At 41.1% G+C, this 15,987-nt stretch carries 13 protein-coding genes and 2 pseudogenes; all 15 read left to right on the top strand.

Translation table 11 applies throughout. From position 1 onward, the window contains the following. The first annotated feature begins 239 nt into the window (after window positions 1-239). Window positions 240-1,853: a T7SS effector LXG polymorphic toxin gene (locus MKY18_RS09110; protein WP_342497829.1), complete on the top strand. Its 1,614-nt coding sequence runs from the start codon at window positions 240-242 to the stop codon at window positions 1,851-1,853. Between the two features lie 20 nt (window positions 1,854-1,873). Then, window positions 1,874-2,209, top strand: a complete 336-nt coding sequence (locus MKY18_RS09105) for a hypothetical protein (protein ID WP_003211795.1) — start codon at window positions 1,874-1,876, stop codon at window positions 2,207-2,209. A 10-nt stretch (window positions 2,210-2,219) separates the two neighbouring features. After that, window positions 2,220-2,753, top strand: a pseudogene (locus MKY18_RS09100) (hypothetical protein); the annotation flags it as partial. An 18-nt stretch (window positions 2,754-2,771) separates the two neighbouring features. After that, window positions 2,772-3,116 (top strand): hypothetical protein, encoded by a 345-nt coding sequence (locus MKY18_RS09095; protein ID WP_003212179.1) that lies wholly within the window; start codon window positions 2,772-2,774, stop codon window positions 3,114-3,116. A 97-nt stretch (window positions 3,117-3,213) separates the two neighbouring features. Next, window positions 3,214-3,491, top strand: a pseudogene (locus MKY18_RS09090) (contact-dependent growth inhibition system immunity protein); the annotation flags it as partial. A 270-nt stretch (window positions 3,492-3,761) separates the two neighbouring features. Further along, a complete protein-coding gene (locus MKY18_RS09085) occupies window positions 3,762-5,834 on the top strand; it encodes a BglG family transcription antiterminator (protein ID WP_342497828.1) in 2,073 nt (690 codons plus the stop codon). A 15-nt stretch (window positions 5,835-5,849) separates the two neighbouring features. Next, complete coding sequence (locus tag MKY18_RS09080) at window positions 5,850-6,116, top strand: PTS sugar transporter subunit IIB (protein WP_065097405.1); 267 nt, start codon at window positions 5,850-5,852, stop codon at window positions 6,114-6,116. 25 nt (window positions 6,117-6,141) lie between these two features. Next, window positions 6,142-7,404 (top strand): PTS ascorbate transporter subunit IIC, encoded by a 1,263-nt coding sequence (locus MKY18_RS09075; RefSeq protein WP_044141352.1) that lies wholly within the window; start codon window positions 6,142-6,144, stop codon window positions 7,402-7,404. 17 nt (window positions 7,405-7,421) lie between these two features. Continuing rightward, window positions 7,422-8,114 carry a D-allulose 6-phosphate 3-epimerase gene (gene alsE / locus MKY18_RS09070; RefSeq protein WP_342497812.1) on the top strand — a complete coding sequence of 231 codons (693 nt, stop codon included), beginning with the start codon at window positions 7,422-7,424 and terminating at the stop codon, window positions 8,112-8,114. Between the two features lie 181 nt (window positions 8,115-8,295). Next, window positions 8,296-9,336: a LacI family DNA-binding transcriptional regulator gene (locus tag MKY18_RS09065; RefSeq protein ID WP_342497811.1), complete on the top strand. Its 1,041-nt coding sequence runs from the start codon at window positions 8,296-8,298 to the stop codon at window positions 9,334-9,336. 217 nt (window positions 9,337-9,553) lie between these two features. Next, a complete protein-coding gene (locus tag MKY18_RS09060; protein ID WP_065097400.1) occupies window positions 9,554-10,810 on the top strand; it encodes an ABC transporter substrate-binding protein in 1,257 nt (418 codons plus the stop codon). 30 nt (window positions 10,811-10,840) lie between these two features. Beyond that, window positions 10,841-11,773 (top strand): sugar ABC transporter permease, encoded by a 933-nt coding sequence (locus MKY18_RS09055; RefSeq protein ID WP_044141356.1) that lies wholly within the window; start codon window positions 10,841-10,843, stop codon window positions 11,771-11,773. Further along, window positions 11,773-12,603, top strand: a complete 831-nt coding sequence (locus tag MKY18_RS09050) for a carbohydrate ABC transporter permease (RefSeq protein WP_113767744.1) — start codon at window positions 11,773-11,775, stop codon at window positions 12,601-12,603. The genes MKY18_RS09055 and MKY18_RS09050 overlap by 1 nt, the downstream gene beginning before the upstream one ends. 31 nt (window positions 12,604-12,634) lie before the next feature. Further along, window positions 12,635-13,975, top strand: coding sequence for an alpha-glucosidase/alpha-galactosidase (locus tag MKY18_RS09045; RefSeq protein WP_342497810.1), 1,341 nt, complete (start codon window positions 12,635-12,637; stop codon window positions 13,973-13,975). Between the two features lie 338 nt (window positions 13,976-14,313). Continuing rightward, window positions 14,314-15,774, top strand: a complete 1,461-nt coding sequence (locus MKY18_RS09040) for a CoA-acylating methylmalonate-semialdehyde dehydrogenase (RefSeq protein WP_044141359.1) — start codon at window positions 14,314-14,316, stop codon at window positions 15,772-15,774. Window positions 15,775-15,987: the final 213 nt, after the last annotated feature.

The raw sequence follows: 15,987 nt of genomic DNA, 5'->3' as shown, positions 1-15,987 counted from the left end.
GAGGATTATAATTGGCTCAATTAGTGGTCTCTTCTTACCATGGAATTGCTCTATAACCTTGTTTACAATGATTTAAAAATCGCGTCTTAATGATTACTGACGATAGCGGAGCTAAAGCGTTCTAATAAAACACGGTTCATTACATATTAAGTACTTTTTTGTATCTTTATTCCTATTTAATGACAAACTTTGTGTTGGTAAAATTGACCTTGTCAATGAATAGGAAGGAGTGAATTCTTCTGGGGAAGATACTTGATGCAAAAGCACTAACAATTGCCATGGATGCAAGGGCAAAACACTACCAGGAACTCCGCGAACAATTGGTAGATTTAAAAAAAGCATTACAAGGTGTTTCTAATCTTGGTGACGACTTCACTGGAAAAGGTGCCGATAACATTAAAAGCTTCTATAAAGAACTGGCTGGAAATGTAGATATGTTTATCAGTTTCATTGATAAGCAAAAAGCCTTTCATGAAGGTGTTTCTGGGACACTAGATGATACAAACTTTGGCGGCGACACCTTTGTAGAAGAACACTTTTTAGACAACGCTGTACATATGGGCATCAAAAATGCCAAAAGCATTGTGAAGGATCAAAAAAAGGCGCTTAAAACGATTTTTCAAGACATCGACGACCTCATTTCTCTAGAAGTATTTGATAGTCAAACCTTTGATGAAAAAATTGCAGATACGGAAGACGAGCGAAAAAAGACAGTGAAAGACCTAAGAGAGCTTGATCAAAATTTAAAAGATGAATATGCTTTGTCAGAAACGGAGCAGCAAGCTACAATGGCATTGTACGCTGAAATGATCAATGCTACAAATGACGGAAAAGCAATTTCTCCGATGAATTTTGACAAGAAAGCGTATCAAAATAGCGAAATCTACAAGGCAAAAAGCGATATTGAGAAGCAAACTTCCGAATATCTCAACATTAAAAAAGAACAACAGAAAGCCCGCGAGATCGCAAAGGAACAAGAAGCACTCGCCAACCGCCCTTGGTATGAAAAAGCACTCGATTATGGCGGAAATATCGTCAATGAATTGACAGGTGTGAACGATGCAAAACGTGCCGCAACAGGTGTTGACCCGATCACAGGTGAAGAGCTCACCGCAGGTCAGCGCGTCGCCGCAGGCGGCATGGCAGCAGCGGGTTATATCCCAATCGTCGGATGGGCAGGACGCATTTTCAAAGGCGGGAAAGCTGTTTATAAAACCACCCAAGCCACATCAGCCGCAGTCAGAGCAGTCGACATTTACAAGACATCGCAAAAGTCTTTTGACGCCTTAAAAACATCTCAAAAAGGCTTATATGGCCTCACCGCCACCAACGGTTTCAGTGAAGCAATTACAGGTAGAGACATGTTTGGGAATAAGGTCTCGAAAGAACAGCAGGAAGCGAGTATGAATGCGGCGCTGGGAATGCTTTTGCCGTTTGGAGCGAAAGGGTTTCATGGGAAGATGGGGGTTAAGGATGCTGAAAAATATAATACCCATACAATGAAACACATTTATCATGGTGAAATTAACAAAAGAGGAAAAGCAGTTGGTTATCACCATGAAAGTATGCAGGGTGGAAAGGTTATTCCAGGAAGTGAAAGTCTACCAGATAAACACGGTATTTATAGAGCTAAAGTTGAAATTGATGGAGTTGAAAAAGTAGCTAAATCAAGTTTCTTTCCTAAGGAATGGAACCGCGTTGATGTGTTAAAAGCTATTGATGAAGCTTACCAAAATAAACAACAGATAGGTCCTAATAAATTTAAAGGTGTAACATCATCAGGAATTAAAATAGAGATGTATCTGAAAAAAGATGGATCAATAGCTACAGCGTATCCATTATATAAAAAATAATATGAAGGTGATTAGCTTATATGAGATATTCATATGAATTTAAGGAAGACAAATTTGGAGATTTAGCAATTATACTACCAGAAGAAATAAGTATTTTCTCAGATTTTATACAAGATATTTCAACAGAAGAAGAAGTGGATGAGTATATAGGATATATTCAAAATGTGATAGATGGAGTATACGAAAACTTTGAAATTACATTGAATGCTACCAGTGTAAATATCAAAAAAGATGAGACAGTAGTTGAACATCATTATAGGATTGAAGAACCCTTTGAAAATAAAATTGAAACGAAGGAGTTCATAGAACTGTTGTTAATTTGGAGAGAGAAAATACCAGAAATATTCAAAGATTAAACATTACTGTCGAGACATGTTTGGAAATAAGGTCTCGAAAGAACAGCAGGAAGCGAGTATGAATGTTGCGCTGGGAATGCTTTTGCCGTTTGGGGCGAAAGGGTTTCATGGGAAGATGGGACTAACTCCAAACATCTCGAAGAGACACGACAAAATAGCTCATAATCACTACTACAGTAGAAAAGACTTTAGAACTCAAATCAACAATTCTACCTTTACAGAACATGGTTTTAAACATTTAAAAGCAAAAACAACTGAACAAGCTAAGCTATTTAGCGAAACAGGACGAAAGCAGGCACAGTATTTGCCTAATATAAAAAATAAAGTTATTGAGAAAGAAGCATTAAAAAAAGGGTTCATTGTAGAAAACGAGAAAGGTGCAGTATATTTTATTTATAATACTGGTCGTCCAGTTGGTTTTGATTTAGGAGTCGAAACGTCTTGGGTTAGAGCGGAACTAACTTCAAGTGGAGTTTTTCATGGTCATCCAATAGCAGGTAATCGATTACAAGAGTATTTAAAAATAGCTAAACCAAGATCATAAGGAGCGTAAGTATTTAAAATGAAAATTGAGAAAGAACTTCCTAAATATAAACTTCAGCCACTTAGAATACCTTCAGGCTGGGAAATTAGTTACAATTCTTTAACAGAGTTAGATCCGGCATTACTCAATAAAGATGAACATGATAAATGGCTAAATTTCACAGAAGATTTATTGCAAATCAAGAATAGTAAGAAAAATATACTGCTAGATGTTGGATGGTATCCGGAAGCTGATCCGGAAGGGGTTTATGGTTTGGATGTAGTAGAAGACTTTAATTGGGAAAATCCAGTCACATCATTTGAAACGAATCAAAAAGGCGAATTAATAGAAAAAGTCGAGTTTCTATTGTGGCAACTGAGTTAACAATAAATAGAATAACCATCACCACTAATGGAATCAAGGTTTCACTTGTCTAATATAATTGGTGATTTTAATTATAATACATTGTAGAGATGATTCAATGAATGAGAGCTACAGTTATTTAGAGGAGTTAGAAGATTTTTTAGGTGGGACATTTCATCAGGATATTCATTCACAAGAAGAAGCGTTAAATGAGTTTATTCATTTAGCTAGCGAAGAATGTCTGCTGTCTACTATAAAGGATTGTCAGGATTTTTGAATAGTACTTTAAATTTACAGGAAAAAGAATGCTTTATCGTTAATAATGTAGAAATCTATTTTCCAGAGATCTCATTAAACCCGCTACAGTGGCTTAATAAAATAATAGAGAAAATGAAAAGAAGAAGTGAAAATGAAGTAATAAAAGGTACTCAAAATTTTTCACACCCTAACCTCATTACAAAGGTTTTCTATTACATAAAAGAAGACCAAAAGGATAAATTTAGCCTTTTTATACAAGTCTCAAAGCACACTCAAGCGGGTGTGCTTTTTCTTATAGCAAAAGAACACCCAAAAAGCTGCACAGCATTTGCTGAAGACATTTGGGCTTCTTTGATGCATGTGAGTTGATTAGACTTATAACCAAAGGGAAGAAGGGAGGAATTCGAACTGCACTTAACCAAAAGGGGCACGACTTTATTATCGATGCTGCTTCACACAACCTCTTATCTATCAATTGAAGATTTACAGAATCGACTGAATGTCTCTACTCGAACCGTCTACTCTGAAATCAAACGAATGAATAGCTGGCTGAAAACTCATGAGCTTAGTGGCGTTCAGCGAAAAGATCAACTTGGCTACTACTTACACACACATGAAAAAGAAGTCATTATTCAAAAAGCTGACACCATTCTTGTCGGTCACGATTATGAACCATGTGTAAAGGAAAGAAGGGCGATCCTGCTCTTATCCATTGCATGCAATGAGAAATATCTAAAAATAGATGATTTTATGAAGCTGACCAAAGTGAGCCGGAATACATTGCTTGAAGATATGAAACAGCTAAAAGAAGCACTTTCAAAGCAGCAGCTCACGCTTCACTATCAGGCAGCCTGTGGCTATTTGATTTCAGGAAAAGAAAGAGCGATTCGATTGGCGCTGAAACCTTATATTCATTCCATTCGCACCATGATAAAAAACGAAAAAACGTTTCCATCTTTTTGGTTAAAGGGGCCTATTTCATATAACAAGTTAAAGCATCTCCTCGAGCAGTCAGAACAAGAGCTTAAGCTCGAGTTTGCAGATGACATGCTGGATCAGCTGTCTTTGGATCTCTTTTTCTACTTTAAGCGGGTGAAGCTAGGACGTGCTGTACACCTTTCAAACGAAGAAAAGCGTACATTGCAGGAAACAGATGAATGCTTGGCGGCTATTCGTTTCATGGCACGAATTCAAAGAGAAACCGGTCTTCAAGTTCATGATGATGAAATCTATTTTCTTAGCACTCTATGGCTCAGCGCAAAGAAACAAAAGCTTCCATCAAGTCAAAAGCCAGAAGAGCATCTCATTCGCACCATTGCCAGACAAATGATTTTTGATTTTCAGCGGTATGCTTGTATCTCCTTTCAAGAGTACGAAGCCTTGGAGCAAAACTTAACCATGCATCTCATCCCAGCCTATTACAGACTCATCTATCACATTGATATCAGCAATGAATTAACAGAATCTATTAAAAAAACACAGCCAGAAGTGTTTGACATCACTCAAAAGGTCGTATGCCATTTAGAAAAGGCGACCTGCTCAAAGATAAGTGATCATGAAATTGCTTACGTGGCGATGCATTTTGGTGGTTGGATGAGAAGAGAAGGAATTTCGCCAATTGTGCGGCGTTCTGTATACATTGTTTGCGGCGAAGGAATTGGCACAAGTCATATGCTAAAAACACAGCTTATCGAATTAATCGGTTACATCGAAGTTCGTGATCTATTATCAAAGCGATCATATGAAGAAATGTCATCCATTGATGTCGACTTTGTTGTGTCAACAACACCTATTTCGTTTAAAGGAAAACCCGTTCATCTCGTTCATCCCATCCTTACTGCCTATGAGAAAAAAACCTTACTTCAATATGGAGAAGGTGCAGAAACCATGTTTGATGAGAAAAATGTGAACGCTTTATTCAACATCATTCAACAGCATACTATCGTACAAAATGAAAAAGCACTGCTTCGTGATCTTAAAGAGCTACTTCATCCCGCATATGTATCCCATCAGAAAGGGTGGAAACCAGTGTTAAACGATTTATTAACAGAAAAAACCATTCATCTCCAACAAACAGCAGAAACGTGGCAAGAGGCCATCACAAAAGCAGCGCAGCCTTTACTCGATCAAAATGCCATTCAGAAAGGTTATGTGGAGGCCATGATTCAGTCCGTTGATCAAAATGGACCTTATATTGTGATTGCACCACAAGTAGCCATTCCACATGCTAGACCAGAGGACGGCGTGAACGAATTAAGCATGTCACTCATGTCATTCGAACGGCCCGTCTTTTTCTCTAAGGATGAAAAAAAACAGGTTCGTCTCATCATCGTGCTAGCAGCCATTGACAGTATGACCCACTTGAAAGCACTCAAACAACTGACCATGCTGTTAAGTGATGAAAAACGGAGGGAACAACTGGTTGAAGCAAATGAATTAGCATCGGTGCAAAAACTAATTGATCAATTTTCACAACGATAAAGGAGGAAAAAGAGAATGAAAAAAATTCTTGTTGTGTGCGGAAACGGATTAGGAAGCAGCTTTATCGTAGAAATGAATGTCAAAAAAGCATTAGAAGAGTTAGGACTTGTAGCTGAAGTGGACCATACCGATCTCAGCACAAGTAAAAATGAACTGGCTGATCTATATATCGGAGCAACAGACATTATCGATCAGCTGGATGACGGCACAAGAAAGGTCGCTGGGTTAAATAACTTGTTAGACCAGAAAGCCATTAAAGACGTCCTTCGTAAACACATTTAAGCCACGAAAAAGGGGGATTCACATCATGATAGAACTGATCATGAACGATATATTGGGCACACCGGCCATTCTCATCGGGTTGTTTGCACTGGCCGGTTTACTTTTGCAGAAAAAATCAGCCGCAGATACCGTGTCAGGCACCTTGAAAACAACGATGGGTTTTTTAATATTAGGAGCGGGCGCCACAGTCGTATCTGATTCACTTGGAGTTTTTCGAAAAATGTTTGAAGCAGCATTTCACATTCAAGGGGTTGTCCCAAATACAGATGCCATGGCGGCCATTGCTCAAAAGGAATTCGGGACACAGACGGCTCTCATAATGATTTTTGGCATGCTGGTCAATTTATTATTGGCAAAATTCACGCCCTTTAAATACGTCTTTTTAACAGGACACCATACCTTGTATATGGCTGCAATGCTCGCAGTCGTTCTCTCGACAGCTGGAATGCAAGGAGCGTTTCTTGTCACCACCGGTTCGATTATATTAGGGACAGCTATGGTCATTGCACCCGCTATTCTTCAGCCATTCACAAAGAAAGTCACTGGAAGCGATGATCTCGCGCTTGGACACTTCAGTACCTTCGGTTATTTTACAGCGGGAATGATCGGAAAATGGATCGGTCGTCCGGAGAGATCAACAGAAACCATTCAAGTGCCTAAATCACTCGGCTTTCTACGAGATACATCTGTGGCCATTTCAATCACGATGGCTTTGCTGTTCTTTGCGATTGCACCATTTGCTGGGATTCCCTTTATAGAACAAATGAGTGGGGGCACGAACTTCGCTGTCTTCATTCTCATTCAGGCTATAACCTTTGCTGCTGGTGTGTACATTATTTTAGCCGGGGTGCGGATGGCAATCGGTGAAATCGTGCCTGCTTTCAAAGGGATTGCCGATCGTTTTGTGAAAGGGGCAAAACCGGCACTTGACGCACCAACCGTTTTTCCATTTGCTCCAAATGCAGTCATTATCGGTTTTTTATGCAGCTTTGCAGGAGGCATCGTATCCATTTTTCTTTTACCTTTGTTTGGTTTAACTGTCATTGTTCCTGGTCTTGTCCCGCACTTTTTTTGCGGCGCTACAGCAGGAGTGTATGGCAATGCAACAGGAGGCGTGAGAGGGGCTGTCGCTGGGGCATTTGCGAATGGGTTGCTTCTTTCTTTTTTACCTGCTTGTTTATTACCTGTGTTAGGAACCCTTGGTTTTGAAGGGACAACTTTTGGAGATACAGACTTTGGTATCATCGGAATCTTGATTGGATTGATCAAGCTTTTATTTCAACTGTAAAAAGGAGGAACCTGGGAATGACAGCCATTTTTTCACCTTCACTGATGTGCATGGATTTAACGCATTTCCGCGAACATATTCATATTCTCAACACAAGAGCAGATCGATATCATGTCGATGTCATGGATGGTCATTACGTGAAAAATATCACCTTATCACCCTTTTTCATAGAACAGCTCCGAAAACTGACAGATAGACCAATTGATGTGCATCTTATGGCAGAATACCCCCAAGAATTTTTAATCGATGCCTGCATTGATGCAGGCGCAAGCATGATCTGCTTACACCCAGAGGTCGTGCAAAGAGACGTTTTTAGAATTATTCGGCATATCCATCAAAGAAACTGCGAGGTCGGCTTTGTCTTAAACCCCGCCACACCAATTGCAGCGTTAGATTCCTATCTACATTTAATAGACCGGGTGACGATCATGACGATTGATCCAGGCTTTGCAGGTCAGCCTTTTATTAAAGAAATGCTTCAGAAAATGAAACAGGTGAAAGATGTAAAAGAGAAGGGAGGCTACTCATTTTCAATTGAAGTAGACGGCTCTTGTAATGAGAGCACGTTCCGGCTGCTTGCTGAGGCTGGAAACGAGATCTATATTATCGGCAACTCAGGTTTATTTGGACTTCACCATCAACTTGATACAGCTTGGGAGACAATGAAGCAATTGTTTTCAAAAGAAACAGACTCAATTGAATCACGTTAGTAAAAGAGGATGAAACCCATCCTCTTTTTTACGCAACTTTACTAAAACCTCACATCTAACCAAAACATACTCAAAAACAAAATAAAAAATCACGAATTCACACTTGAAAGCGCTTTATCAACATGTTATCCTTCAAATATCTTTAGTAAATATTTAGTCAAAAACCAAGAGGAGTTTGCCTATGACCACACTCAAAGATATTGCTCATGATGCAAAAGTGTCCGTTTCTACTGTATCCCGTGTGTTAAATGGCGATCAAACCCTTGCCGTTTCGCACGCAACAAGACAAAACATCCTCGCCATTGCAAAGAAGTTAAACTATACCCCAGTGAGAGCAAGAAAAGCCGATCAAGCAGAGGAAAAAAGCCCATCTGAATCCCCAGTCATCGGTATCGTTGTCGCTCAATCCATTGACGAAGAATTAAATGACCCCTTTTTTTCATCGATTCGAAAAGGAATTGAAAAAGAATATGCCAAACAAGGGCTCTCCACCCTCCATACCTTTCGCCTGAGAAGCATGGATAAAGGGGCGATGCTAAAGGATATTGACGGTTTGATCGTCATTGGACGAATTAGCCCTGATACGGTGGAAAAAATGACAAATCGAATGGAACACATTGTTTTTATCAATCATTATGCGGATGAAGATTTATATGATTGTGTACATGTCGATTTTGTCAGAGCGGCAGATCGAGCGATTCGCCATCTGCAATCGCTTGGCTATACACATCTAGGCTATCTTGGCGGAAAGGAGCGAGAACATTATTTCGAAGGTAATGCTGTGATTGAGGACGAAAGACAAACGACGTTTATGAAAAGAATGCAAGAGGCAGGTGGTCTTCATCTGGATGACATCCATATTGGAGAATACTCCATGCAAGAAGGCTATACGCTCATGCAGAAGGCCATTAAAAAAGGAAACCTGCCACAAGCCTTTTTTATCGGAAGTGATTCAATGGCGATCGGTGCAATGCGCGCGCTCAACGAAGCCGGTCTAAGTGTTCCTTCAGATGTATCTATTGTTGGGTTTAATGACATTGAAGCTGCTTCATTTTCAAGCCCGCCGCTTACAACCGTCAAAGTATATACAGAAGAAATGGGGGAAGTCGGTTTGAAGCTTTTGCTTGAGAGAATAAACGGCAGAAAGCTTCCTCTAAAAGTTGTCATGCCAACAAAACTCATCGAAAGAGGCAGCACATGCCTCATCCATGAAAGGGGGTGAACCGCGTTTTCAGCAAACAAAAAAGAGACAAAAAAGCAGAAAGCAAGCTGCTTCGCATGATGGCCAGATCATGCGAAGAACAAGGCAGCCTACCGGTATGCTCTCTTATCTCTTTGAAAAGAATAGAATTCCAGTATAATGGACTTCTTTTGTTTCCGCAACTGCATGAATTCTACTGATTATCGTCTGAATTTTCAGTGATTAAAAGGAGGAAACCATGAATAAAAAAATCATGCTACTCACTGCGGCCTTTATCTTGACCATTCTTTTGTCTGCTTGTAGCAATAGCGGAACGTCCGAAGCAAACGGAAAGGTCACCCTAACTCTCTTTTCGACGATGAGCAACAGCGGGGAAAGAAAAGCGTTTGAAGAAGTGATTCGTAAGTTTGAAAAAGAGCATCCACATCTTCGAATCGATGCCAACTTCCCAGGCAACAGCTATGAAGATACGATCCGTGTCAAAATGGGGGCAAATGATATGCCAGATCTGTTTGACACACACGGCTGGGCCAAACTGCGCTACAGCGAGTATGTCGCTGATCTAAAAGAAATGGATTGGGTGAAACAGCTTGATCCTTCACTCGATCAAATTTTAAAGGACCAAGATGGAAAAGTATACGCGTATCCGCTGAATCAAGCAAAAGACGGGCTTAGCTTTAATGCCAATCTATTAAAGGACTATGACATTGAGGTTCCTAGAACACTTGATGAATTCAAATCGGCTTTGCTGACAGTTAAGGAAAAGAGCAAAGGAGAGGTTGTGCCGCTCTGGATACCAGGAGGAGACAACTCAAATATCGCCCAAGTCTTTGATGAACTCGCCACACCTTTATTGATCACCAGTCCAAACCATCGATACGGAAAAGACCTTGAAAACGGATCATTTGATTGGTCTCTCTATACACCGCTTGCACAGTTCATGAAGGATCTGAAGGATCAAGACCTATTAAACAAAGATGTGCTGACAGCAAAACTATCTCAAGCACCTGAACTGATGGCACAAAACAAAATAGCTTTCACCTTTGTCGGAGGGTCTTTAGGACCTGAGGCGACAGAACTCAATCCATCGATCAAAGTAGGCACGATGCCTGTTCCTGCCATTCATGAAGGAGATAAGCAAAGCTGGATTGGAGGAGAACGGTTTACGGTCGCTGCATGGAAGGACTCCAAACATCTAAAAGAAGCAAAACAATTCATCGATTTTCTCGCAAAGCCTGAAAATGCGAAAAAAATCGCAGAAGGCACCTCCTCTGAAGCAGCCTTAAAGCAAGTTAAAGCGAAAAACTATTACTCTATGTTTTACGATCAATACGAAGAGGTGAAGGTTGAACCGTATTTCGATCGAAAATACTTACCAAGCGGCATGTGGGCTGTCATGTCAACAACGAGTCAAGAATTATTAGCAGGCTCCATCACACCAGAACAATTATCGAAGAAGATGGAAGAGGAATATAAGCGTCTGAAAAAACAATAGCAGGCTCATGCTGAAACAGGAGTGAATCCAATGAATGACATCACAAAAGCACAGCAGCCAGCCGCATTCACCTCTTTACCAAAGCAGAAAATGAAAAAAAGCCAAAATTCATCCCTTTGGTGGATGTACTTGCCAGCTGTTCTCATTGTCAGTACCTTTATCATTTATCCTTTTTTGAACGGAATTCAGCTATCTTTTACGAATTGGAATGGGTTCTCACAAACTTATGAATGGATTGGGCTTGATCAATATAGGCGTCTGCTTCAGGACCCAACCACATGGCTTGTTGTTAAAAATACGCTTCTATACGGAATCGGTAGCACAATCTTACAAAATATCATCGGACTTGGATATGCTCTTTTATTAAATCAAAGCTTAAAGATGAGAGCGATCACAAGAACAGTCATCTATTTACCTGTCATGATTAGTCCGATTGCGATGGGCTATATTTGGTATTTCGTGTTTGCTTACCAAGGCGGTGCCTTAAACGATGTGGTGACGCTTTTTGGATTTGATCAAATGAATGCGCTTGGCAATCCCCAATTAAACACATGGATCATTGTGCTCGTCAACACCTATCAATTCGTCGGGATTGCGATGATCATTTATTTAGCAGGACTGCAAAGTATTCCTAAGGATTATTATGAAGCGGCACAATTAGACGGTGCATCCAGCCTCCAGCAATTCAGGCGAATCACATTGCCGCTCCTTATACCGTCTATCACCATTAATGTTGTGCTGAATGTCATTGGCGGGCTCAAGCTCTTTGATGTCATTGTGGCGCTCACTGGCGGCGGACCGGGAGATTCCTCACAATCGATGTCGACCTTTATGTATGATCTGTATTTCAAACGTCAGGATGCAGGCTATGCAGCAACTCAAGGGGTCTTCATGGCGGTCATCATCCTTGTCATTAGTGTCGCAGCGTTGATGTATTTCAAACGAAAGGAGACCGAGGTGTGATGGAAAATGCCTTTAAACGTAAGAAGAGATGGTACACCTTCCTCGCCCTTTTGGTGACATTGCTTCATCTCATTCCATTTTATATCTTGGTAACGACATCATTAAAGGGGATAGGAGATTTCAGTTCAAAATGGCTGTTTCCAAAAGCGCTTCATCTTGAAAACTTTCGCACGGCATGGACAGAGGCTCAGCTTGGCCAATCCTTTTTGAATACCGTGATCATTACGTTCAGCTCTGCTGTATGCCTCATCTTTCTTGGCTCTCTTGCAGCCTATCCGCTCGCAAGAAGAAGCACAAAGCTAAATAAAGCAGTTTATGTTTTATTCATCGCCATTATGGTCATTCCACCACTCACAGCCCTTGTCCCGCTCTATAAATTGGTCGTTCAAATTGGGATGATGAACACCTATCAAATCGCTATTTTAAATAATGTCGCTGCTTTTTTGCCGCTAACGATTTTCTTATACGCAGGCTTTATCCGGTCGACCATTCCAAAGGAGCTTGAAGAAGCAGCCCGTATTGATGGAGCGGGGACATTTAGAGTTTTTTTCACCGTCGTTTTTCCGCTTCTGAAACCTATTACCGCTTCTGTTTTAATCATTGCCTGTGTGTATATTTGGAACGACTATCAATTTGCCATCTTCTTTTTGCAAGATAAAGAGATGCATACACTCACAGTCGCCCTATCCCATTTTTTTGGTCAAAATCAACATCAGCTTCAGCTCGTTGGTGCTGCTGCGCTCATTGCAATGCTGCCGATGGTGACGATGTTTTTACTGTTGCAAAAATATTTTATCGCAGGGCTTTCACAAGGCTCTGTCAAAGGGTAGTTCAATATGGATGCGAAAAGGAGAGTCGTCTATGTCTAAAATTACATTTATCGGTGCAGGGAGTACCGTATTTGCTAAAAATATATTAGGAGATTGTTTGTTCGTCCCTGCACTAAGCGGTTTTGAATTCGCTTTATATGATATCGACCATAAGCGGCTGAAAGAATCAGAAACGATGCTCCGCCATTTAAAAGAGAACTACGGTGCACATGTGACCATTACGTCCTATCACAACCGAAAAGAAGCCTTAAAGGATGCAAAATATGTGATCAATGCTATCCAGGTTGGAGGCTACCGGCCAAGCACGGTGATTGATTTTGAGATTCCGAAAAAATATGGGTTAAGACAAACGATTGCGGATACGGTTGGCATCGGCGGGATCTTCCGCTTCCTTCGAACATTTCCTGTGATGCTTGATTTTGCAAAGGAGATGGAAGAGGTTTGCCCAAATGCTTTATTGTTAAATTACACAAATCCAATGGCCACACTGACAGGTGCGATGCTGCGCTATACACCGGTTCAAACGGTGGGTCTTTGTCATAGTGTGCAGGTATGTACAAAGGATCTATTTGAATCACTTGAAATGGATCATGAAGGCATTGAAGAAAAAATTGCTGGCATCAATCACATGGCGTGGTTATTAGAAGTGAAACGGGACGGAAAAGATTTGTACCCTGACATCAAAAGAAGAGCGAAAGAAAAGCAGAAATCACGGCATCATGATATGGTACGTTTTGAGCTGATGGATAAATTCGGCTACTATGTCACAGAATCCTCAGAACATAATGCCGAATATCATCCTTATTTCATTAAATCACGCTATCCAGAACTGATCGGTCAATTTAACATTCCGCTCGATGAATACCCGAGACGCTGCGAGGAACAAATCAACAACTGGAATACCATGAAGCATGACCTTGTGGGCAATACACAGATCACACATACTCGCTCAAAAGAATATGGTTCTCGTATCATTGAAGCGATCGAAACGAACGTTCCCTTTAAATTTGCCGGGAATGTGCTGAATACAGGAGGCCTCATTCACAACCTGCCTGAAAAAGCGTGTGTCGAAGTGCCGTGTGTTGCAGATCGGAGCGGTATCATGCCATGCTATGTCGGAGAGATCCCTGAACAATTGGCTGGACTCAACCGGACCAATATCAGCTCACAGCTCATGACAATCGAAGCAGCAATCAGCGGCAAAAAAGAACACATTTATCAAGCCGTATTACTAGATCCACACACAAGCGCTGAACTATCGATTGATGACATCATCAAATTATGCGATGAACTCATTGAAGCACATGGTGAAATGCTCCCACATTTTGCAGAACCGAATCAATATGCCGCATCAACCAACTTACAGAAATAAACCAGCCTCTACCTGATGCAACGCGCATCAGGTTTTTTTATGCTGCAAAAAGAGGATTGACTGAAAGTGTTTTTAATATTATGATTTTTCTAAAGTTAACCAAAAGTTAATCAAAAATACACCATGAATGAATCACATTCCGGAATTATTTCTCATAAACAAATGGATGGGCGGCAACCTTTCACACGTTAGAGCAAGCTTTTATCACAACGTAAACCAAAGCGACAATAATATTTGACAAAGAGTGTATACAGAAGGGCGCCCGTTAGATGAGACAATGACAACCAAACACATCCTATAAGCATGACACATTTTTTCATAAAAAGGAGAGAGGGAACATGACCAAAACAGATGTACAAATGTTGAAAAATTATATTGGCGGACAATGGATTGAGGCAGAAACTAGTCAAACAGAGGCAGTATATAACCCAGCTACTGGCGAGATCATCGCAGAAGTGCCGCTTTCAACAAAAAAAGATGTCGAACGTGCGGTACAGGCAGCACAAGAAGCATTTACCACTTGGTCGAAAACTCCCGTTCCCCGCCGTGCACGCATTTTATTTAAATATCAGCAGTTACTCGTTGAAAAATGGGATGAGCTGGCTGAACTCGTCACGATTGAAAACGGAAAAAGCATAACAGAAGCAAAAGGAGAAGTGCAGCGCGGGATTGAATGTGTCGAATTTGCCGCTGGTGCACCAACCTTAATGATGGGAAAACAATTACCAGATATCGCATCTGGACTCGAATCTGGCATGTACCGCTATCCAATTGGCGTCATTGGAGGGATTACTCCATTTAACTTTCCGATGATGGTCCCTTGCTGGATGTTCCCACTTGCCATTGCCTGCGGAAATACGTTTGTTTTAAAACCTTCAGAGCGCACGCCGATTCTTGCCGCACGTTTAGCCGAGCTATTTGAAGAAGCAGGTCTTCCAAAAGGTGTTCTCAACATTGTCAATGGGGCTCACGATGTCGTCAACGGTCTGCTTGAACACCAAAAGGTCAAAGCCATTTCATTTGTCGGCTCTCAGCCAGTTGCAGAATACGTCTATAAAAAAGGCACAGAGCATGGCAAACGTGTCCAAGCACTTGCAGGAGCAAAAAATCACTCCATTGTCCTCAAAGATGCAGATTTAGACGCGGCAACGAAACAAATCATTGGTGCTGCCTTTGGATCAGCAGGAGAGCGCTGCATGGCCGCGGCCGTTGTCGCTGTGGAAGAAGAAGTGGCAGATGAGCTCATTCAAAAATTAGTTGATGAATCGAACGAGCTCGTCATTGGAAACGGAATAAATGAAGAGGTCTTTCTTGGTCCAGTCATTCGAGAGGAACATAAGGAGCGAACGCTTCAATACATTCAGTCAGGGATTGAAGAAGGCGCAAGTCTCATTCGAGATGGCAGGAAAGATCACGAAACAAACGGAAAAGGGTATTTCGTTGGACCAACGATCTTTGACCATGTTACAAATCAAATGAAAATTTGGCAGGACGAGATTTTCGCCCCAGTCTTATCAATTGTTCGTGTCTCTTCACTAACAGAAGCAATCAACCTGTCCAATCAATCAAAATTTGCGAACGGTGCCTGCCTGTACACAGACAGTGCATCAAGCATTAGAGAATTTCGCGAAAACATCGACGCAGGGATGCTCGGCGTCAATATCGGTGTTCCCGCACCAATGGCATTTTTCCCGTTTTCCGGCTGGAAGGATTCTTTCTACGGGGATTTGCACGCCAATGGAACAGACGGAGTGGAGTTTTACACAAGAAAGAAAATGGTAACCGCTCGTTATATGTGATCAACAGTCATGAATAAGCTAAGAAAGTGCAGTTCCAAAAGGGGAACTGCGTTTTTTTGTTGTCTCCTAGTCAAAAAGTAAGGGTTTACATAGTTGTGTTAGCAGCGATCCCCCAAGAAATCATCCTTTGTATTCATTCTTCATCAGCGTCTATCAACATAATTTGAAATTGGGCGTAAACCCCAAGATTAGGAAGATGAAAACAGGAGGAAA

Origin of the sequence: Bacillus sp. FSL R7-0672 (genome assembly GCF_038601465.1) — a bacterium.
GTDB classification, from domain to species: Bacteria; Bacillota; Bacilli; order Bacillales; family Bacillaceae; genus Bacillus; species Bacillus pumilus.
Note: the sequence above shows the minus strand (reverse complement) of the source record. Positions and strands in the feature narration are given on the sequence as shown.

Coding starts and splice junctions, on each gene's coding strand:
- MKY18_RS09095 (WP_003212179.1), top strand. CDS start 2,772: ATGAAAATTGAGAAAGAACTTCCTAAATATAAACTTCAGCCACTTAGA.
- MKY18_RS09065 (WP_342497811.1), top strand. CDS start 8,296: ATGACCACACTCAAAGATATTGCTCATGATGCAAAAGTGTCCGTTTCT.
- MKY18_RS09105 (WP_003211795.1), top strand. CDS start 1,874: ATGAGATATTCATATGAATTTAAGGAAGACAAATTTGGAGATTTAGCA.
- MKY18_RS09075 (WP_044141352.1), top strand. CDS start 6,142: ATGATAGAACTGATCATGAACGATATATTGGGCACACCGGCCATTCTC.
- MKY18_RS09050 (WP_113767744.1), top strand. CDS start 11,773: ATGGAAAATGCCTTTAAACGTAAGAAGAGATGGTACACCTTCCTCGCC.
- MKY18_RS09045 (WP_342497810.1), top strand. CDS start 12,635: ATGTCTAAAATTACATTTATCGGTGCAGGGAGTACCGTATTTGCTAAA.
- MKY18_RS09080 (WP_065097405.1), top strand. CDS start 5,850: ATGAAAAAAATTCTTGTTGTGTGCGGAAACGGATTAGGAAGCAGCTTT.
- MKY18_RS09040 (WP_044141359.1), top strand. CDS start 14,314: ATGACCAAAACAGATGTACAAATGTTGAAAAATTATATTGGCGGACAA.
- alsE (WP_342497812.1), top strand. CDS start 7,422: ATGACAGCCATTTTTTCACCTTCACTGATGTGCATGGATTTAACGCAT.
- MKY18_RS09060 (WP_065097400.1), top strand. CDS start 9,554: ATGAATAAAAAAATCATGCTACTCACTGCGGCCTTTATCTTGACCATT.
- MKY18_RS09055 (WP_044141356.1), top strand. CDS start 10,841: ATGAATGACATCACAAAAGCACAGCAGCCAGCCGCATTCACCTCTTTA.